This window comes from Candidatus Aeolococcus gillhamiae (assembly GCF_016464765.1).
Taxonomy (GTDB): Bacteria; Chloroflexota; Dormibacteria; order Aeolococcales; family Aeolococcaceae; genus Aeolococcus; species Aeolococcus gillhamiae.
On record NZ_JAEKNS010000055.1, the window covers coordinates 1 to 18,606 of the forward strand.

17 protein-coding genes are annotated in these 18,606 nt (G+C 69.8%); 6 read left to right on the forward strand and 11 right to left on the reverse strand.

Features of this window, described 5'->3' with window-relative positions; translation table 11 throughout:
* Positions 1–90: 90 nt before the first annotated feature.
* Positions 91–1,407: a citrate synthase gene (locus tag JF886_RS04815; RefSeq protein WP_337310134.1), complete on the reverse strand. Its 1,317-nt coding sequence runs from the start codon at positions 1,405–1,407 to the stop codon at positions 91–93.
* Positions 1,408–1,510: 103 nt separating this feature from the next.
* Between JF886_RS04815 and JF886_RS04820 the strand changes: the two genes are divergently transcribed.
* Complete coding sequence (locus JF886_RS04820) at positions 1,511–1,819, forward strand: GlsB/YeaQ/YmgE family stress response membrane protein (RefSeq protein WP_337310162.1); 309 nt, start codon at positions 1,511–1,513, stop codon at positions 1,817–1,819.
* A gap of 3 nt (positions 1,820–1,822) precedes the next feature.
* The gene (locus JF886_RS04825) at positions 1,823–2,425 is read left to right on the forward strand and encodes a histidine phosphatase family protein (RefSeq protein ID WP_337310136.1); all 603 of its coding nucleotides are present in this window, start codon (positions 1,823–1,825) and stop codon (positions 2,423–2,425) included.
* A gap of 45 nt (positions 2,426–2,470) precedes the next feature.
* Here the strand turns inward: JF886_RS04825 and JF886_RS04830 are convergent, their stop codons facing one another.
* The 3 genes from JF886_RS04830 to JF886_RS04840 are packed head-to-tail and all read right to left on the reverse strand — an operon-like array spanning position 2,471 to position 6,122.
* Complete coding sequence (locus JF886_RS04830) at positions 2,471–4,231, reverse strand: hypothetical protein (RefSeq protein ID WP_337310138.1); 1,761 nt, start codon at positions 4,229–4,231, stop codon at positions 2,471–2,473.
* Positions 4,228–5,154: a DNA-3-methyladenine glycosylase family protein gene (locus tag JF886_RS04835; RefSeq protein ID WP_337310140.1), complete on the reverse strand. Its 927-nt coding sequence runs from the start codon at positions 5,152–5,154 to the stop codon at positions 4,228–4,230. Before JF886_RS04835 ends, JF886_RS04830 begins: the two co-directional genes overlap by 4 nt.
* Positions 5,155–5,207: 53 nt before the next feature.
* Entirely contained in the window at positions 5,208–6,122 is a 915-nt protein-coding gene (locus JF886_RS04840) for a DMT family transporter (RefSeq protein ID WP_337310142.1), read from the reverse strand.
* 166 nt (positions 6,123–6,288) lie between these two features.
* Here JF886_RS04840 and JF886_RS04845 point away from each other — a divergent pair, with 166 nt between their 5' ends.
* From JF886_RS04845 to JF886_RS04855, 3 genes are all read left to right on the forward strand, one after another.
* Positions 6,289–7,932 carry an MDR family MFS transporter gene (locus tag JF886_RS04845; RefSeq protein WP_337310144.1) on the forward strand — a complete coding sequence of 548 codons (1,644 nt, stop codon included), beginning with the start codon at positions 6,289–6,291 and terminating at the stop codon, positions 7,930–7,932.
* Entirely contained in the window at positions 7,929–8,399 is a 471-nt protein-coding gene (locus JF886_RS04850) for a MarR family winged helix-turn-helix transcriptional regulator (protein WP_337310145.1), read from the forward strand. The genes JF886_RS04845 and JF886_RS04850 overlap by 4 nt, the downstream gene beginning before the upstream one ends.
* Before the next feature lie 99 nt (positions 8,400–8,498).
* A complete protein-coding gene (locus JF886_RS04855; RefSeq protein ID WP_337310146.1) occupies positions 8,499–8,924 on the forward strand; it encodes a DUF5658 family protein in 426 nt (141 codons plus the stop codon).
* Between the two features lie 66 nt (positions 8,925–8,990).
* Here the strand turns inward: JF886_RS04855 and JF886_RS04860 are convergent, their stop codons facing one another.
* From JF886_RS04860 to JF886_RS04890, 7 genes are all read right to left on the reverse strand, one after another.
* Positions 8,991–11,888 (reverse strand): vitamin B12-dependent ribonucleotide reductase, encoded by a 2,898-nt coding sequence (locus tag JF886_RS04860; RefSeq protein WP_502711398.1) that lies wholly within the window; start codon positions 11,886–11,888, stop codon positions 8,991–8,993.
* Positions 11,889–12,113: 225 nt separating this feature from the next.
* Positions 12,114–14,093: a VirB4 family type IV secretion system protein gene (locus JF886_RS04865; protein ID WP_337310148.1), complete on the reverse strand. Its 1,980-nt coding sequence runs from the start codon at positions 14,091–14,093 to the stop codon at positions 12,114–12,116.
* 62 nt (positions 14,094–14,155) lie between these two features.
* On the reverse strand, positions 14,156–15,391 hold the full coding sequence (locus tag JF886_RS04870; RefSeq protein ID WP_337310150.1) for a CpaE/TadZ family protein: 1,236 nt from the start codon (positions 15,389–15,391) through the stop codon (positions 14,156–14,158).
* A gap of 175 nt (positions 15,392–15,566) precedes the next feature.
* Positions 15,567–15,764, reverse strand: a complete 198-nt coding sequence (locus tag JF886_RS04875; RefSeq protein WP_337310152.1) for a Flp family type IVb pilin — start codon at positions 15,762–15,764, stop codon at positions 15,567–15,569.
* A 38-nt stretch (positions 15,765–15,802) separates the two neighbouring features.
* On the reverse strand, positions 15,803–16,933 hold the full coding sequence (locus JF886_RS04880) for a sensor histidine kinase (RefSeq protein ID WP_337310154.1): 1,131 nt from the start codon (positions 16,931–16,933) through the stop codon (positions 15,803–15,805).
* Positions 16,930–17,607: a response regulator transcription factor gene (locus tag JF886_RS04885; protein ID WP_337310156.1), complete on the reverse strand. Its 678-nt coding sequence runs from the start codon at positions 17,605–17,607 to the stop codon at positions 16,930–16,932. The genes JF886_RS04880 and JF886_RS04885 overlap by 4 nt, the downstream gene beginning before the upstream one ends.
* A gap of 15 nt (positions 17,608–17,622) precedes the next feature.
* Positions 17,623–17,817: a hypothetical protein gene (locus JF886_RS04890; protein WP_337310158.1), complete on the reverse strand. Its 195-nt coding sequence runs from the start codon at positions 17,815–17,817 to the stop codon at positions 17,623–17,625.
* A 183-nt stretch (positions 17,818–18,000) separates the two neighbouring features.
* Here JF886_RS04890 and JF886_RS04895 point away from each other — a divergent pair.
* Positions 18,001–18,606 (forward strand): aldehyde dehydrogenase family protein (locus JF886_RS04895; protein WP_337310160.1); only part of this gene is annotated, 606 nt, incomplete at its 3' end.

The following is an 18,606-nucleotide window of genomic DNA, read 5'->3' on the forward strand; positions in this document are numbered from 1 at the left end:
CGCCGGTGGCGACCGCGCAACGACGCAAACGGCTGCGAGGCCCTGAGCAGGCGGCGCTGTGTGCCCTGTCTCCCCCGCTGCGAGCCGCCGCTACCCGGCAGCGACGATCGTGGGGCGTTGTACCTCGCGTTCGTTCATGGAGACGAAGTCGCGCGAGGACGCACCCAGGTACACCTGCCGGGGCCTGGCGATCTTCTGCTCCTTGTCGAGCAGGGACTCCTCCCACTGCGACAGCCAGCCGGCGGCGCGCGGGATCGCGAAGAGTACCGGGAACATCTCCACCGGGATGCCCAGCGCCTGGTAGATGAAGCCGCTGTAGAAGTCGACGTTGGGGTAGAGCTTGCGGCTCACGAAGTACTCGTCCTCGAGCGCGACCTTCTCGAGCTCGCGGGCGACGTCGAGCAGCGGGCTGGTACCGGTGACGGCGAGCACCTGGTCGGCCATTCGCTTGATCACCTTGGCGCGGGGGTCGTAGTTCTTGTAGACGCGGTGGCCGAAGCCCATGAGCCGTTCCTTGCCGGCTTTCACGCCGGCGACGAACTCCGGGATCTTGTCGACCGAGCCGATGCGCTCGATCATGCGGATGACCGCCTCGTTGGCGCCGCCGTGCAGGGGTCCGTACAGCGCGGCGATCGCGGCCGCCGTCGCCGAGTAGGGATCGGGGTGTGACGATCCCACCGCGCGCATCGCGTTCGTCGAGCAGTTCTGCTCATGGTCGGCGTGGAGGATGAACAGCACGTCGAGCGCGTGCTCGATCTCTGGAACCGCCTGGTAGCGCGGTTCGACCATCTTGAACATCATGCTCAGGAAGTTGCCCGAGTAGCTGAGGTCGTTGTCCGGGTAGTTGTAGGGCAGCCCGCGCGAGTGCCGGAACGCGAACGCCGCCAGCGTCGGCATCTTGGCGATGAGCCGGTAGATCGAGATGCGCCGCTGCTCCTCGTCGTAGATCTTGGTGGCGTCGGGGTAGAACGTCGAGAGCGCGCCCACCGTGGAGAGCAGCATCCCCATTGGATGAGCGTCATGGTGGAACCCGTCCATGAAGCTCTTGACGTTCTCGTGGACGAGCGTGTGGATGGTGATCTCGTGCTCCCACGCCGCGTACTCGGCTGCATTGGGCAGCTCGCCGTGGATGAGCAGGTACGCCGTCTCGAGGAAGTTGCTGTGCTCGGCGAGCTGCTCGATGGGATAGCCGCGGTACAGCAGGATGCCGCGGTCACCGTCGATGAAGGTGATCCGGCTGGTGCACGAGGCGGTGTTGAGGAACGCCGGGTCATAGAGGAGCAGGCCGTGGTCCTCGTCGTCCAGCTTCATCTGCTGGAAGGCGGTGGCGTGGACGGCGCCGTTCTCGATGGGCAGGTCGTACGTCCTGCCGGTGCGGTTGTCGGTGACGCTGAGGCTCTCAGGCATGGGCTCTCCTACACATGGGCGGAGTCTGCCACCGCGGAACCGGCGCCGGCCGCGTGACCGCCCGAACGTTGAGTACCAACTGCGTAGACTGCGCCGGGTGAACATGCTCGCCACCCTCACCTTCGACAGCCATCACATCATCACGTGGCTGGTCATCGGCCTCGTGGCCGGGGCCCTCGCCGGGCGGGTCGTGGCCGGCGGTGGCTTCGGCTGCCTCGGCGACACGGCGGTCGGGCTGGCCGGCGCGGTGCTCGGCGGCCTGCTCCTGTCGTTGCTCTCGCCGAACCGCTCCGTCGACACCGGCGGCATCATCGGCGACGTCGTGGTGGCGTTCATCGGGGCCGCGCTGCTCCTCGCGGTGCTGCGCCTGCTTACCCCGCGTCGCCGCGGCTGGCCGCCGCGCTCTCGCTGAGCGTTGGCCGAGGATTCGCGTCCGCGTCAGATCGTGCTGGTGCGCCACGGCGCCACCGACTGGAGCGAGGCGGGTCGCCACACCGGCTGGACGGACATCCCGCTCAACAACGACGGCCTCCGCCAGGCCGCCACGCTGGCACGGCGGCTGGCGCCGTATACGTTCGAGCTGGTGCTCTGCAGTCCTCTCCAGCGCGCCGTGTCCACGTGCCGGATCGCCGGATACCGCGACGCCGCCGAGCTGGATGCGGACCTTCGCGAGTGGAGCTACGGCGACTACGAGGGGATGACCACCGCGCAGATTCGTGAGCGCGATCCCCACTGGAATCTCTGGGACGAGGGCGTCCTCAACGGCGAGACCCTGGCCGAGGTGGCGGTGCGGGCCGACGCGGTGATCGCCAGGGTCCGCGCCGTCGAGGGCGACGTTGCCGTCTTCGCCCACGGTCATCTTCTCCGCGTGCTCGCCGTGCGCTGGATCGCGCAGCACGCGCAGCTGGCGCGTCACCTCACCCTCTCCACGGCGAGCGTTTCAACCCTGGCGTGGGAGCACGACTGGCCGTCGATCACGCTCTGGAACGACGTCTCGCACCTGCGCGGTCCGGACTAACGGCGCGCGCACCCGAACGAGGCGTGGGGGAACTCGTCCCCCGGGCTATGCCGGCGGAGGCACCGAGCTCCACACTGCCACCCCGTCGCGATCGACAGGCGCGGCGCCGAGCAGGTCGGCGAGGAACGTGCGCATCTCAGCGCCGTGCTGGTCCATGGGGCCGAGCACCACCGCGCTGATGTTCCAGGTCCGCAGCTCGCCGAGGATACTCCGGCGCGTCGGCGCGTCCACCGTTGCATCGGCGGCCTTCCCCGCGGCGATCGCCATCAGCGTCGAGCCGGTCACGCTGGAGGGCGGCCCCTGGGCGGCAGCACCGGATGGCTGGCGGTTGATGATGTAGCCCTCCGGCATCGAGAACCACATCCCCGCCTCCGCCTGCCAGAGCACCGCCTGCGTCGAGTAGAAGTCGTGCGAGAACGGCACCACCAGCACCGTGCTCCCCGGGACGAGAGGCGCGTGGGAGGCCGTGAAGAAGGCCGGGGTCACCGCGGCCCGCGTCGGAAAGGGCAGCGGCGGCACGAACGCGGCTGCGATCAGCACGGTGACCAGCATCACGACGCGTGCACTCCCCCGCCGCGCTGGCAGCGAGTCGACGAACACGCCGAAGAGCAGGGCGGTGAAGAGCGCCACGTACACGGCAAAGCGAGCCGGCACCAGGTTGTCGAGCACGGGCAGGTGGGCGAGGATGGCCGCGGGAAGAGGGATGTGCGTGTTGCTCCCACCAACGTGCAGCGTCGATCCGAAGCTGAGCACCACTGCCGCCGCCGCGCTGATGCACAGCACCCGCACCAGCGGCCGCCGCCACTGTTGCCGCGCGGTCCATGCCACCACCGCGAGCATGGGGATGCCCACATAACCGCCCCACTCTCCCGAGTTGCCCGCGTAGTGCGATGCGATGTCGCGCGCGAACGACGGTTCGACACCCTGCGCTGTCGACGGCAGGAAGACATTGAGCAGGTCGGTCACGAAGAAGTTCTTGTCGGCGATCAATTGGTGCGGGACCTGGGGACCGAAGAACTGGAACCACACCGGGTACGCGACCACCGGGATGAAGAGCGCCAGCGCCCAGCCGAAACACGCGGCGACGTGACGCCACCGCGGGCCCAGCGCGCGCCGGTGCATGAGCGCAAGAGACGTGATCCCGACGATCACCAGCACCATCTCGGACGCGAGCAGCTCCTCGGTGATGAAGAACTGCGCGATCATCAGCGCGCCGAAGAGCAGGCCGGCGCGGCGCGGCGCGGTGGTCTGGCGCACCAGGATGGTGTCGAGCAGCAGCAGCATCAGCGGTGGCACCACCGCGATGACCATGTTGGAATGACCCGTGTACGACTGGTCGAAGATGAAGGGCGAGAAGCCGTACGCGGCACCGGCGAGCACCGCCGCCCAGCGCCGCCGCAGGAACCGCGACGCGGCCAGCGACGCGCACCACGCGCTCAGCGCCACGCCGAGCGTGACCGCGATGTCGAACGACGCCACCGGCCCGAGCAGCAGGGTCAGCGGTGAGAGCAGCAGCGCCGGCAGCGGGATCCACGTGTTCCACATCAGGTTGACGCCGCCGGGCGCGATGAGGTTGGTGGTGAACAACGGGTTGTGGTGGGTGGCGAGCGCATACGGGAACCAGCGCAGGAACCACGCGTGCTGCGAGTTGTCGGCGGTGGTGGCGCCGATCATCACGCTGGTGGCGTGCAGGTCGGCGGGAAGGAAGATCGCCAGCGCCAGCAACAGGAATCCCACCAGCACCAGCGCGTGCGTGCGCCGCCGGGTGCGCGTTTGGTCCGCCGCGCTGTCCTCCGGTGACCTCACCCCGTGCGCCGGCGAGGGCGCCCGTGGCTGGCCGGCGGAGCCGGGCCGCCACCCTCGCCGCGGATCCAGACGTGGAGCAGCACGAGTGCCCACATGCGGAATGGGCGCCAGGGCTCCGCGTGGCGCAGCACCTCGGCGTGGTCGGGGAGGTGGTCCAGGTCGTAGACCCGCTGCACGGCCTGCTTGCTCACCGGGTCGTCGGTGACCTCGTCGACCACGCCCGCGCCGCGGAAGAGGATGCCCTGCGAGCTGAAGGTGCCGACGCCGCGCAGGGTGGACAGCTCGGCGAGCGCGTCGGGCACGGGCAGCGCACGGAGGTGGCGGCGGTCGAGTACCCCGTCGAGTGCGGCCTGGGCGACGCCGTGCAGGCGCACCAGCTTCTCGGCGGGAAGCCCGCGCACCTCGGACAGCTCGAGCAGACGCTGCGGGCGCGGGAACGCGGCCAGCTCGACGCCGCCGGCGGTGACTTGGTCGCCGCTGTCCGCCGCCATGCGAACGCGCAGCGCCCTGGCCTGCGCCATCGAGATGCGCTGGCCCATCACGAAGTTGCAGGCCGCCTCGTACGGCGAGTGGAAGAGTGTCGGTCTCATCCACCCGTGCTGCACCTGCAGACGTCCCACCACGGGATCGCGCTCGCCGACGGCGGCGAAGGCGCTGCCGTCGATGTCGAGCGACAGCACCGCGAGCGCCTGCTTCCACGCGCGCTGCGGCGGCGAACCCTCAGCGCCGTGCACCTCGCCGGTGATGGTGTCGACGTCCGGTTGACGCAGCACGACGACTGCCGAGCCCGCCCAGCCCTCCACGGGGAAGGCCATGGCGACGGCGGCCGGATCCGGCTTGTACGAGGCCCAGCCACCGAAGTGGCGCTGCTGGTAGGCGAGGTCGAACGGCCCTCGCGGGGTCAGCTCGAATGTCTCTGGCACGGCAGGTGCAAGCCTAGCCGGGATTTCGGCGCACGCCCGCCATTCCGCTCCTCCTACGGAACGCCTGTCGAGGGCGCCATCTCCGCGTCTCGGCCTCGCCGTCGGCGCGACGTCGCCGTAGCCCGCGCCGTGGCCAGGTAGGAGCCAAGAAGGATGAGCGCGAAGCCCACGCCGGTGGCCACGGTGAACCGCTCGCCGAGAACCGCCACGCCGAGCAGCAGCGCCACCGCCGGGTTGACGTACGTGATCACCGTCGCGCGCGCCGGCCCCACCTCGGCGATGAGCGCGAAGAAGAGCAGGAAGGCGAGTGCGGTGCAGACCACCCCCAATCCCGCCACTGCGAGGATCACCTGCAGCGAGGGAGCGTGGTGGGGCAGCTGCAGCACACCGACCGGCGCGTACGCGATCGCGGTGAGCACCAGTGAGGCCGCCACCACGCCCACCGCCGGGACGCCACGGAGCCGCCGCGCGATGATCATCGGCCCGAGCGCGTAGCCGACCGTGACCACGGCGATCTCGCCGACGGCGCCGAGGTTGCCTCCCGAGAGGTCGAAGCCCACCAGCGTGGCCACGCCGAACAATCCGACCAGCAGCCCGGCGAGGCGCCGGCCGTTGAGCCGGTCGTCACCGCCGGTGAGCAGCGCCAGCAGCGCTCCGACGAACGGCACCCCGGCGATGAGCAGTCCCGCCAGTGAGCTGGAGATGTGGCGCTCGGCGTCGGAGAGCAGCATCCACGGTGCCGCCACCTCGACGCCGGTGTACACCAGGATCCAGCGCCAGTGCGGGCGCAGCGGCGTGATCGCTCCGCGCGCCAGCACGATCGGTAGCAGGACCACCGCCCCGGTGACTGTGCGCAGCAGCACCAGCGAGGCCGGGCTCAGATCGGCGATCGCCACCTTGATGAGCAGGTAGGGCACGCCCCAGATCACCCCCATGGCCGCGAAGAGCAGCCAGCCGCGGCGGTTCATGAGGGCGTGGTGAGGCGGCGCATGGGCATCGCCCCAGCATGAGGCGTGCCGCCGCGGTTTCGCCAGCGGGATTCGGACATCTGGCCTGAGTCCGGCATGCCCGCCTGGCTAAAGGTTAGGATTCACTAACTAAGCCGCTGCACTAACTGTTCGAGAGGTCATACAGATGCCGGACCCCCGCACCCTGGCGCCACGTCAGAAGGCCCTGATCATGGTCGCGATCATGCTCGGCCTCTTCCTGGCCGCCCTTGATCAGACCATCGTCGGCACCGCGCTACCGCGCATCGTCACCGACCTTGCCGGCAACAACCTCTACACGTGGGTCGTCACCGTCTACCTGCTGACCTCGACGGTCACGGTGCCGATCTACGGGAAGCTCTCCGACATCTACGGGCGGCGCCCACTGCTGCTCATCGGCGTGAGCGTGTTCCTGGTCGGTTCGGCTCTCTCCGGTCTCTCCCAGTCGATGGGCGAGCTGATCATCTTCCGGGGCATCCAGGGTATCGGCGCCGGCGCCATCTTCCCGATCGCGCTCTCGGTGATCGGCGACCTCTACAGCCCCGCCGAGCGCGGCCGCTACCAGGGCCTGTTCGGAGCGGTGTTCGGCCTCAGCTTCATCATCGGCCCGTTCCTTGGTGGTTTCCTCACCGACAACCTCAGCTGGCACTGGATCTTCTACGTCAACCTGCCGATCGGCATCGTTGCGCTCGCCGTCATGGCCACGCAGCTGCCCAACACCGGCAACACCCGCGGGGTGCGCGTGCGCGACCTCGACTACCTCGGCATCGGCGTGTTCACGCTGGCCGCCATCTCGCTGTTGCTCGGCCTCACCAACAAAGGACTCACCGACTCGACCGGTCAGCTGTACGCGTGGTCCTCCCCGAAGGTCCTCCTCTTCCTTGTGGCCGCCGCGCTGCTCACCGCGGGGTTTATCGCCGCCGAACGTGTCGCCAAGGAACCCATCATCCCGCTCGACCTTTTTCGCAATCGCAGCTACACCACGCTCAACATCGCCACGTTCTTCATCGCCTTCGGATTCTTCTGCACAATCATCTTCCTGCCCCGCTACTTCCAAGCAGTGCAGGGGCTTTCGGCCACCGCGTCGGGATACCGCACCTGGCCACTGATGCTCGGGCTCATCCTCTCGAGTATCAGCAGCGGGCTGCTGGTCAGCCGCACCGGCAAGTACAAGGTGCTGCTGCTCGGATCGATGGGCGTGCTCACCCTGGGCATGTTCCTGCTGACTCGCCTCGACGTCAGCACTGGGTACTGGGCGCTCTCGCTGTGGATGCTCATTGCCGGCCTCGGCGTCGGTCCGACCTTCTCGGTGCCGACCGTGGCCATGCAGAACGCGGTGGCGGTGCGGCGTATCGGGGTGGCCACCAGCAACCTCACATTCTTCCGTCAGATCGGTGGCTCGGTGGGCCTGGCCATCGCCGGCTCCATCTTCGCGCTGACCTTCGCGTCGCAGCTGCCCGCCCACCTCAGCAGCGCGGGCGTGCCCGCGGGGGTGGTGAGCCAGTTCGCCCAGCGCAGTGGCTCGGCCACCAACAGCCTCACCGGCGTGGGCAACCTCAACCAGCAGCTCAGCCAGCAACTTCCTGCCGCTGCCAGGCCGCTCATCCCGCGCATCACCGCCGGGATCCAAAGCGATCTCTCGGCGTCGATCGCCGGGCTGATGTGGCTCGGCGCTGGCGCGTCGCTGATCGCCCTCGTGGTGACGTTCGGGATGCCCGAGCTGCCGCTGCGGCGCACCACCCCAGCGGAGGAGGAGGTGGCACACGGCGCCCCGGCGGTGGCGATCGCATGACCGCGCCGGTCGCCGTCCCACGCCCCGACCTCACCGCCGCCGTCGACGCTGTCCAGGCCTGGATCGACCGCCGCCAGAGGGGCATGCTCGCCCACCTCCACGCGTGCAACCAGAGCCCGGCGCAGCTGCACGTGCTCGGCGTGCTCCGGGAGGTGGCGCCCATCACCGTCACCCAGCTGGCGTCGCGGCTCGGGATTTCCCCACCGTCGACCAGCGCGATGCTCGACCGCATGGTCGACGCCGGCCTTGTGGAGAGGACCCGTAGCGAGGAGGATCGCCGCACCGTCAGTGTCTCGCTCACCTCGGCGGGCGAGACGGCCCTCAAGGAGGCCATCGGCGGCCGGCGCGGCCTTCTCGAGCGGGTGCTCGGCAGGCTCGACCCCACCGAGCTGAGCGACACCATCCGGGTCCTCCACCGCCTCGAGCAGGCACTCGAGCAGGAGGGACCGACCGCCCCCGGGGCCTGAACCGGGCGTTTCGCACAACGCGTCGCTTGCGTTCCTCGGCCCAAACCCGTCATCCTTGTGTGTGCCGGTACGGGGCACCAAGGGGGAGAGGGGGTCGTCATGGCCACGGGGACAGATCTCGAGCCGCGCGTCGAACGACGCCAGCGGCGGGTTGGCGTCGGCATCGTGGAGCTGGTCCCGGACCGCCGCGATGACGTCAGCCTCCAAACACTCAAGGACAACCTGCGCAACCGGGTGTCCGCCCTGCTGGTGGCGATCATCACCGCCGCGCAGCTGGCCGACGTGCTCACCACCTTGCGTGCGCTCGGCGGGCATACGTATGTCGAGAACAACCCGCTGTTCCGCGCGCTCATCGTGCGCAGCCCGGTCGCCGCCTACTCGGTGAAGCTGCTCATCGTCGGCGCCATGGTGGTGCTGGTCCTGAGCCGGCTGAACCAGCGCCGCGCCCAGGTCGCGCTCGCCATCGCCGCGGGACTGAGCATCACCGCGCCACTGCTCAACTTCCTGCTGCTGATTCGCTCCTAAGCGCCGGGAATCGAAGAGCCCGGCCACGCGGCGTGACCGGGCTCCGGGCTGGGGGAGGGGGCGTGTTCAGGAGCAGCCCGATGTCGCTCCACAGTTGTGGCACTTGTAGCAGGCACCGCTGCGCACCATGAGGCTGCCGCACTCGCTGCACGACGGTGCGTCGCCCTGGTTGACGAAGGCGCCGAGCGCGTTCTCCATGGGGGCCGCGGGAACAGGGGTCATCGCGCGCACGGCCGCGAAGCCGCTGACACCCGCGGTTGCTGAGGCGGCGCCGGCGGCGGGAGCCGTCGAGGTTGGTGCCGCTGCGGTGATCGTCGGTACGGACTGCGTGCCGGACTGCGTGCCGGACTCTTCGCCGTCGCGGCGGATGATGCCGAGCCGGTCGCGATCCTCCTGGGGCATGAAGCGCGAGGCCATCCACCGGAAGATGTAGTCCATCAGCGACTTGGCGATGGGCACCTCGGGGTTCTTGGTGAAGCCCTGCGGGTCGAAGCGTGTGTGCGAGAGCTTGTCGACCAGCGCCTGCAGCGGCACGCCGTACTGCAGCGCCAGCGACACCGCCGTCGCGAAGGCATCCATCAGCCCGCTGACAGTCGAGCCCTCCTTGGCCATCTTCAGGAAGATCTCGCCGGGCTGGCCGTCGTCGTAGAGGCCGACAGTGATGTAGCCCTCGTGACCACCGACCTCGAAGCGGTGGGTCAGCGCGTTGCGCTCCGCCGGGAGCCGCTTGCGCAGCGGCCGTTCGACGATCTGCACCACCCGTCCGGTGGTCTTGTCCATCGAGGTGGCCATCGGCTGGCTGCGCTTGCTGCCGTCGCGGTAGATGGCCAGCGCCTTGAGGCCCAGCTTCCAGCCGTCGATGTACGCCTGCTCGATCTCGTCGACGGTGGCCTCGTTGGGCATGTTCACCGTCTTGCTGATCGCGCCGGAGAGGAACGGCTGCACCGCCGACATCATGCGCACGTGTCCCTGCCAGGCGATCGAGCGGCTGCCGTTCTGCGGGGTGAAGGCGCAGTCGAAGACGGCGAGGTCCTCATCGCGCAGCGAGGGCGCGCCCTCGATGGTGTCGTTGGCGTCGATGTGGGCGGCGATGTCGGCCACCGCGGTGTCGCCGTAGCCGAGTCGCTGCAGCGCCAGCGGCACTGTCTGGTTGACGATCTTCAGCATGCCGCCGCCGACCAGCTTCTTGTACTTGACCAGCGCGATGTCCGGCTCGACGCCGGTGGTGTCGCAGTCCATCATGAAACCGATCGTCCCGGTCGGAGCCAGCACGGTGGTCTGGCCGTTGCGGTAGCCGTGCTTGGCGCCGAGCTCGTGCGCCTCGTCCCACGCGCGCCGCGCGGCGGTGACCAGTTCGGTCTCGACGGTGTCGTTGGGTATGTTGTACGCAGCCTCACGATGCTTGGCGATGACACGCAGCATGGGCTGGCGATTCACTGCATAACCATTGAAGGGAGCAACCTCGCGCGCCGTCCGCGCCGACTGCGCGTACGCCTCGCCGGTCATGATCGCGGTCATGCACGCGGCCAGGTCGCGACCCGCCGGGGAGTCATACGGCACGCCGCGCGCCATCAGCAGGGCGCCGAGGTTGGCGTAGCCGAGGCCGAGAGGGCGGAAGTCCTCGCTGTTCTTGCCGATCCTCTCGGTGGGGTAGGCGGCGTTGCCGACCAGGATCTCCTGGGCTGTGATGGTCATGTGCACCGCGTGGCGGTAGCTCTCGACGTCGATGCTGCCGTCCTCGTTGAGGAACTTCATCAGGTTGAGCGAGGCCAGGTTGCACGCCGAGTCGTCGAGGTACATGTACTCTGAGCACGGGTTACTGGCGTTGATCCGGCCGCTGTTCGAGGAGGTGTGCCAGTCGTTGATCGTGGTGTCGTACTGGATGCCGGGGTCGCCGCACTGCCACGCCGACTCGGCCATGAGCCGCATCAGCTCCCGAGCCTTCACCGTCTTGACGACGCGGTTGCCGTCGGTGACCGCGCGCAGGTGCCAGTCACGATCCTCGGCGACGGCGCGCATGAACTCGTCGGTGACGCGCACCGAGTTGTTGCTGTTCTGGAAGAAGACCGACGCGTACGCCTCACCGGTGAACGACGAGTCGTAGCCGGCCTCGATGAGCGCCCACGCTTTGCGCTCCTCGTTCACCTTGCAGGTGATGAACTCGACGACGTCGGGGTGGTCCGCGTTGAGGATGACCATCTTGGCCGCGCGCCGCGTGGTGCCACCGCTCTTGATGACCCCGGCGAAGGCGTCGAAGCCCTTCATGAACGACACCGGTCCGCTGGCGGTGCCGCCGCCGCCGAGCTGCTCGTTGGAGCTGCGCAGTGGCGAGAGGTTGGTGCCGGTGCCGCTGCCGTACTTGAAGAGCATGCCCTCGGTCTTGGCGAGCCCGAGGATGGACTCCATGGTGTCCTCGACGGAGTTGATGAAGCACGCCGAGGCCTGTGGGCGGGTGCCCGGCACGCCGACGTTGAACCACACCGGGCTGTTGAAGCTCATCTTCTGGTGCAGCACCAGGTGGGTGAGCTCGTCCTGGAACGCCTGGGCGTCCTCCTCGGTGGCGAAGTAGCCGCCCTCGCGGCCCCAGTCGGCGATGGTGTCGCAGACCCGCGAGATCACCTGGCGGACGCTGGTCTCCCGGCGCGGCGTGCCCAGCGGTCCCCGGTAGTACTTGCTGACCACCACGTTGGTGGCCATCTGCGACCACCCCGAGGGGATCTCGACGTCCTTTTGCTCGAAGACGGTCTCACCGCGCTCGTTGCCGATGACCGAGTTGCGCTTCTCCCAGGTCACCTCGTCGAAGGGATGCACGCCCTCGCGGGTGAATCGGCGCGTGACCGTTAGCCCCGTCCCCCCGGTCAGCTCCACCTTGGCGGCGGGAGCTCCCGGTCCGCGCTGCTTGCGAGGCGGCCCTGCGCCGGTGCTGGTGGAGGCGTCGGCGGCGGCGGAGACAGGTCGATCCACGGCTTTCCCTCGTCAAAATCCCGGTCGGGGCGCTGTTGGTTCTGCGACGTTGAGTGGAGACTGCGCCCCGGGTCGGAGTGTCCCCTGACCTGGCCGGTGTGAACCCCGATTATCCCACATCTTGGGGGTCGCCCGCCCCGCGGCCCCCATATGTTGGTCCGAGTCCGCGAGGACGTCAAGGGGGTGCGGGGGCGCGAAGCCGGGCCGAGGAGTGGGCGAAGTGGATCAGCTCTCGGCCACCAGGATGGAGCGGTGCAGGTCGGGCATGTCGACGCGGATCTCGCAGCGGCGCCGCCCCGCCAGGAGGAGGAACTCGCCCCGCGAGGCGTGCTCGACAAACCGTCGCTGCGCCTCGGTGAGGCCGAAGGCGCTCTCCATCTGGCGGGCCTCGGCGGCGCGGTGGCCGCCGAGCAGGACCGTCGCGCAGTTGGTGGCCACCACGGCGCCCTCCTCGCTGCGCAGCAGGTCCTCGACGTTCTGCGTCGCCACCACCAGCGAGGCGCCGTACTTGCGGCACCGCCTGGCCAGCTGCACGAGCAGCTCGCGCAGGGGCGGGTGCACGCAGAGCGCGCCCACCTCGTCGAGCACGATGTGCCTGCGCTTGCGCTCGGTGCGCACCCGCGTCCACAGCCATTGCGCGATCAGCAGGGTGGCAGCGGGCACGAACTCGTGGGGCAGCTCGCGCAACGAGATCGCGCAGAGGTCGCCCTCGAGGTCGATGTCGCTGGGGCGGTTGAAGATCGCCGCCAGCGGTCCGTTGCAGACGCGGCGCAGCACGGTGGCGGCACGCGGCGCGGTGTGCGCCAGGGCGGCGGCGCAATCACCGAGTAGCGTGGCTCGGCCGGCGCATGCAGCCGCGCTCACGGCGTCGTGCATGGCGGCGTCGACCCGGGCGCGCTCCACCTCGTCGAGCACGCTGCCGCAGAGCACATTGACCAGGTCGACCGCCACGGGAATGGCCTCGCGCGGGGTGGGTGCAGCGTCGAAGACGTTGAGCGCGCCCGCCCCCGCGGAGCCCAGGCGCAGGTACTGCCCGCCAGCGGCATGCATGAGCCGCAGGTACTCGCCCTCAGGGTCGACGATCAGCGCGCCAACTCCACGCGCGGTGGCCTCGAGCACCAGCGCACCGATGGTGTAGCTCTTGCCGTGACCGCTGGTGGCGAAGACGGCGAGGTTGGCGTTGCTGTGCTGGGCGGTGTCGAAGACGTCGACGGCGACCGGCACCCCGGTGCGGCGGGTGACCCCGAGGCGGTAGCCCGCGGCGTCGTCGCAGACGGTCTCCGTCAGGGGCAGGCAGGTCGCGCCGGCTGCCGAATCGATGAGCTTGCCGGTGCTGGCCACCTCGCCGAGCGGGAGGGTTGCGCGCAGCGCCATGGCGTGGCGCATGTGGGTGTGGCGCAGCCGCAGCCCGGCACCGGCGGCGGCGACGCGGACCACGTCGGCGTAATGACGCGCCTCGGCCTCGTCTGCGCCGCGCACCGCCACCACGATCGAGAGGCGCAGCGCTCGGACCTCATTGCGGGCCAGGCGGTCGCGCAGTGTGCCGGCGGCCTCGAGTCCGACATCCACGCCGGCGTCGCCGATGCGCCCGCGGTCGAGGTCGAGGAGCCGGTCCGCGGTCAGGTTGCGCAGCCGCCGTTCGACGACGCGGTGCGCGGCGGCTGCGTCGACAGGGATCAGGTGGATGGCGGCGTCGAACTCGGCGGGTGCGGCGAGCATGGTGTGCAGCCAGCCGAGGCGCACGCTGCGCCCCGGGAGGCGGTCGAGTTCGAGCCCGCAGCGGACTCCGCCGTCCACCAGGACCGACCGCAGCGCCTCGACGCCGGCGCTGGACAACTCCGCTCCCGCCGCCACCTCGCGGCTGCGCACGCCCGCGGAGCGGAGCATCTCGGTGACCATGGCCACCTGCCGGCGCAGAGCAGCGGCGTGGCCGTCGTGACGCATCACCGCGAGCACGTCGCTGCGAAACGCCGGCAGCGCGGACAGCAGGTGCGCATGGTGAGCGCGCACCGCGTGGTCGAGGGCGTCGGCGGCCACGTGGGCGCCAACCAGGTCGAGCGGTGCTGCGCCGGTGACGCGGCGGCGCCGCACCACGAACTGCAGCGCCCCCTCCACGCTGCAGAGCAGCCGGGCCATCGTCTCCACGCACATCGCCTGGGCGGCCGGTTCGAGGGCGGTGAGGTCCAGAGGCTCGAGCGCGATCACCGACGCAGCGGGGGTGCTGGCGGGCTCGCCCGTGACCGCGTCGGGCGAGCAACGCCGCCGTCTCAACCGGCGTGGCTTCCCCAGCGCCGCGCCCCGGATGCAGACAGCTCCACGCACGCCGCGTGCTCGATGCACGTCGCCAGCCGGTCGACCGCCGTGGCGACCGCGCCACCGCCGTCGAGTGCCGTGATTCGATGGCGATTCTCAGCGTCTGTCACCACCGCGTCCTCCGGGATCTCCACGGCGATGACGCCACCGAGGTCGGCCATCACCTCGTTGAGGTCGAACCCGGCCCGCCACCTGTTGCCGACGTAGCCGATCTGTTCGCGCATCCCCAACCGGCGCAGCACAGCCGTGCTGCGGTAGGCGTCGACCATGCCGCGCGCAGTCGGGGTCAGCGTCACCAGCACCTGGTCGCAGCGCCGCAGCAGAGCGGTACACAGCGGGCCGATGTCGCAGTCGAAGTCCACGATGACGATGTCCGCGGCGGCGCAATCGGGCCCGTCGATGAGCGCGCGTGGCAGCGCTGCGCTCTCCGGGTCGGCCGGCGACGATGTCGGCGCTGCGAGCCCGACCAGCAGTCCGCTGCTGTGCGCCACCAGGCGCTCGGGATGGATGGAGGGCGGCGGCATGCCGAGACGAAGTCCCACGGCCGGGCTCCGCCTGGCCAGGTCGAGCAGGACCACCCGCGCGCCGCGCGCGCCGGTGGCAGCGGCGGACCGTGCGCGCGTCGCCAGCAGAGCGGCGACCTCGACCGCCAGGGTGGTGCGGCCGGTGCCCCCGGCTAGCGAGAAGAAGCCGAGCACGTGCGGTCGCGACGAGGACGTGGACGCGCTCGCTCCCGCAGCACCCGTGCGCGCCGATTCGGCACGGCGCAGCGCCAGGGGGATCACCACCGCGCCGGTCTGCGGGGTTTGCGGTGCCTGCGTCGACGCCCTTGCACGCGAGTCCGCGCGTGCCCGGAGCGCCGCGGCCCAGGTGGTCGTCGCCGCCGACCACCGGCGTATGCGCTGACGTGCTCGGGCCACGCGCACATGGCGCGTCCTGACCGCGAACGCCACCAGCAGAGCCGCCCACTCAACCATGGGGCGGCCGCCGATGCGGCCCCAGGCCAGCACTGCGCCGGCACCGGCCACCAGGACCGCGAGCGTCCACGCGATCGCTGCGGCGAGACCGCTCCGGAGCACGATGTACGCACTCATCAGCGCCATCACGAACACCGCCACCTCGCCCGCCGCCAGCCCGAAGGCGAGCGTCTCGCGGCCGTCGAGGCCGTCGTTCATCGACACAGGTTCCATCGCGTCTCCCGACCGCAGCACCGCCCCGAGCCGGTCGACGCTAGCCAGGACGGGGGGACGCGCTGCGGACATCGCGATGCAGACACAAAAAGAAGTCAGCGCAGGCGACTTCACGTCGCCGGAGCTGACTCTTTGAGCTGGGGGTGCCCGAGGGGGAACGCAGTTCCCCTGCGACCTAGGTGCCGAGCCCGCTGCTGATGTTCGAGAACACGTTCTCGACCTTCTTGCCAACGGTGGTCAGCACGACGATGACCACGACGGCGATGAGGACGAGGATGAGCGCGTACTCGACCATTCCCTGCCCGTCCTCGTCATCGTGACGGAGCGTGCGGGTGACGGCCTCGCGGCAGCGGAGGAAGAGATCGGTCAGCATGGCTTGGGTCCCTTGATGAGAGCGGATGAAACTTTCAATCAGGCTGACTGACGGTGCTGAACGACCGCTGACTGCGTGGTCGCGGGAAGCCAGACACGAAGTCGCGCTCCAGTGACGGTCGGGTCAATGTTCACCGACCCTCCGTGTGCGGAGGCGATGGCCGCGCAGAGGGGAAGCCCGAGACCGGCGCCACCGCCGTCTCGTGAGCGATGTTTCTCCGCCCTGGTGAAGCGCTCGAATGCGCGCGGCCGGAAGCTCGGGTCGAACCCGGGACCTGTGTCGGTCACCACGATGGTCCAGCCGTCGGACACCGAGCCGTCGAGATCGAGACGCACGGTGCCGGACGCACCGGCGTGGCGAATCGCGTTCTCGAGCAGGTTGTCGAGCAGCCGGCCGAGCAGGACCTCGTCGCCGCTGACCAGGCCCGCGCTCGGCGCGCTCGGACCGTTGAGCTGCACGCCCCCATCGGCAGCCCTCTTGCGCCAGCGGTCCAGCGCCTCCTCGACCAGGTCGCTGAGGTCGACGGGATCGCCCGAAACAGTGAGCGCGCCGGCGTCCTCGCTGGCCAGCAGCAGCAGCGCGTCGGTGAGCCGAATCAGCCTGTGGCTGCTGCGCAGCACGGTCTCCAGCGAACGGCGGTACTCGCTCTGCTGTCGGGGCTGACCCAGGGCGACCTCGGCAACGGTCTGGATGGCGGTGATCGGCGAGCGCAGCTCGTGCGCGGCGTCGGCGGTGAAGCGCACCAGCACGTCGAGGAGCGCGGTGCGCTCGCGGTCGGCGTGGATGATGGCGCGCACGGTGAACTCCGCCAGGCAGGCGGTGGTGACTGTGCTGATCAGCTGGAAGCGGGCGGTCAGCGTGTCCAGCGAGCCGAGGTGAACAGAGACGAAGGGCAACGCCGCTGCCAGGCCGGCGATCAGCGCTGACAGCCGTGCGGGCAACCGCCACGCCGCCACCAGGATCGACAGCAGAGCGAATCCCTGGAGGGTGGGGTTGTTTTCCAGGTAGTACTCGCCGACGAGGACCAATCCAAGGACGCTGAGACAGCCGCAGAACGTTGCGGCGTATTCGAGCACGCTGCCGCCCGAGCGCGGATGGGCGAGCACCGTGAGCCCGCGCAGTCCGATGTGAGAATGCGGCTTGCGCTGACCGGCCTCGGCGGCGCTCATCGCGCCGGCTCCAGCCGGTATCCGATGCCGCGCACCGTGGTGATGAGCTGGGTCTCCTCGACGTCGTTGAGCTTGCGGCGCAGCCGCCCGACGTACACCTCGACGAGGTTGCCGCCGCTGTCCGCGTCGAAGCCCCACACCTGGGTCTCGATCTGGTCCTTGGTGAGGGTCTGACCGGCGTGGCGGATCAACAGGTCGAGCACGTCGAACTCCCGGCGCGACAGCGCCACCTCCGTGCCGCGGATGGTGACTCGGCGCGCGCTGGTGTCGACGATGAGGCCGTCGATGTCGGTGGTGCGCGACTGGAGGATGGCGGGACGCCGCGACAGCGCGCGGATGCGGGCCAGCAGCTCCTGGAACGCGAACGGCTTCACCAGGTAGTCGTCAGCCCCGGCTTCGAGCCCCTGGACGCGGTCGGGAACCGCGTCGCGGGCGGTGAGCATGAGGATCGCCGACGGGATCGCCCGACCGCGCAGCAGCCGGCACAGCTCAAACCCGTCCATGCCGCGCCCGAGCATGACGTCGAGGACGATGACGTCGAAGTGGCCGTTGCCGGCAGCGAGCACCGCCTCGTCGGCGTCCGCCGACCACTCGGCGAGGATGCCCGTCTCCTCGAGCCCGCGACGCACCGCGTCGCCGACGTCGGTGTCGTCCTCGACTACGAGCACTCGCATGGCTGTTGGGCGCGGCTACGCGCTGGCGGCGGCCGTGTCGGGCAGGAGCGCCTCGACCGCCGCTCCCAACCCGGTGAGGTTGAACGGCTTGATGATCACCTCGTCGGCGCCCGCCTGCCGCGCTGCGAGGTAGAGGCCGACGATGTGCACCAGGCGGGCGTCGTCGTCCACGAGCAGGACGCGGGATCGGGCGGTACGAGGCTGAGGCATCGCCTGATTCTGGGCCGCGGTTCACGCCGCGAACTCGGCTGGTGCCGGGATCGCATCCTCCTGTTGCAGATCCTTGACCGCTGTGAAGTCACCCAATCGGGGCGGTGAGGCCGCCTCAGCCAAGGCCGGTGGCCGCCGACGGCCCTTCATAATCGCTGGCGACGTCAACGAGGAGGTGGCAGCGTGGCGACGATCGTGCGGCCCGAGGTGGCGACCTACCAGCAGTACATCGACGGCGAATGGACCGGTGCCGCCACCGGGGAGACCTTCGACGTGCTCAACCCCTCGACCGAGGAAGTCGTCGCGCTGGCGCCCGCGGGCAGCCGCGAGGACGCCCGCCTGGCGATCGCCGCGGCCCGGCGCTCCTTCGACGCCGGCGACTGGCGCAACAAGAGCCAGCTCCAGCGCAGCCAGATCATGTTCGAGATCGCCAAGCACCTGGCCGAGCGCAGCGGCGAGTGGGCCCTCCTGGAGTCCCAGACTGCCGGGGCGACCATCCGCAAGGCGAGCATCGTGGACGTCCCGCTGGCGATCGAGACCTTCCGGTCGATGGCCGAGCAGGCGCTGCAGATCCCCTGGTACGAGCCGCTGCCCTGGATCGACATCCCCCACGTCAGCTGGAACTTCGTGCAGCGCGAGGCGATCGGCGTCTGCACCGGGATCATCCCCTTCAACTTCCCTCTCCTGATCGCGATGTGGAAGCTGGCGCCGGCGCTGGCCATGGGCAACAGCGTGGTGCTCAAGCCCTCGCCGTTCACCCCGTTGACCCTCCTCGAGGTCGCCCGCGCC

Excerpts from the sequence above, each read along its gene's own strand:
- JF886_RS04875 (WP_337310152.1), bottom strand. The coding sequence starts at position 15,764 with ATGCTGACCGATCTCTTCCTCCGCTGCCGCGAGGCCGTCACCCGCACG.
- JF886_RS04845 (WP_337310144.1), top strand. The coding sequence starts at position 6,289 with ATGCCGGACCCCCGCACCCTGGCGCCACGTCAGAAGGCCCTGATCATG.
- JF886_RS04880 (WP_337310154.1), bottom strand. The coding sequence starts at position 16,933 with ATGAGCGCCGCCGAGGCCGGTCAGCGCAAGCCGCATTCTCACATCGGA.
- JF886_RS04855 (WP_337310146.1), top strand. The coding sequence starts at position 8,499 with ATGGCCACGGGGACAGATCTCGAGCCGCGCGTCGAACGACGCCAGCGG.
- JF886_RS04870 (WP_337310150.1), bottom strand. The coding sequence starts at position 15,391 with ATGGAACCTGTGTCGATGAACGACGGCCTCGACGGCCGCGAGACGCTC.
- JF886_RS04840 (WP_337310142.1), bottom strand. The coding sequence starts at position 6,122 with ATGAACCGCCGCGGCTGGCTGCTCTTCGCGGCCATGGGGGTGATCTGG.
- JF886_RS04820 (WP_337310162.1), top strand. The coding sequence starts at position 1,511 with ATGCTCGCCACCCTCACCTTCGACAGCCATCACATCATCACGTGGCTG.
- JF886_RS04885 (WP_337310156.1), bottom strand. The coding sequence starts at position 17,607 with ATGCGAGTGCTCGTAGTCGAGGACGACACCGACGTCGGCGACGCGGTG.
- JF886_RS04850 (WP_337310145.1), top strand. The coding sequence starts at position 7,929 with ATGACCGCGCCGGTCGCCGTCCCACGCCCCGACCTCACCGCCGCCGTC.
- JF886_RS04890 (WP_337310158.1), bottom strand. The coding sequence starts at position 17,817 with ATGCCTCAGCCTCGTACCGCCCGATCCCGCGTCCTGCTCGTGGACGAC.
- JF886_RS04815 (WP_337310134.1), bottom strand. The coding sequence starts at position 1,407 with ATGCCTGAGAGCCTCAGCGTCACCGACAACCGCACCGGCAGGACGTAC.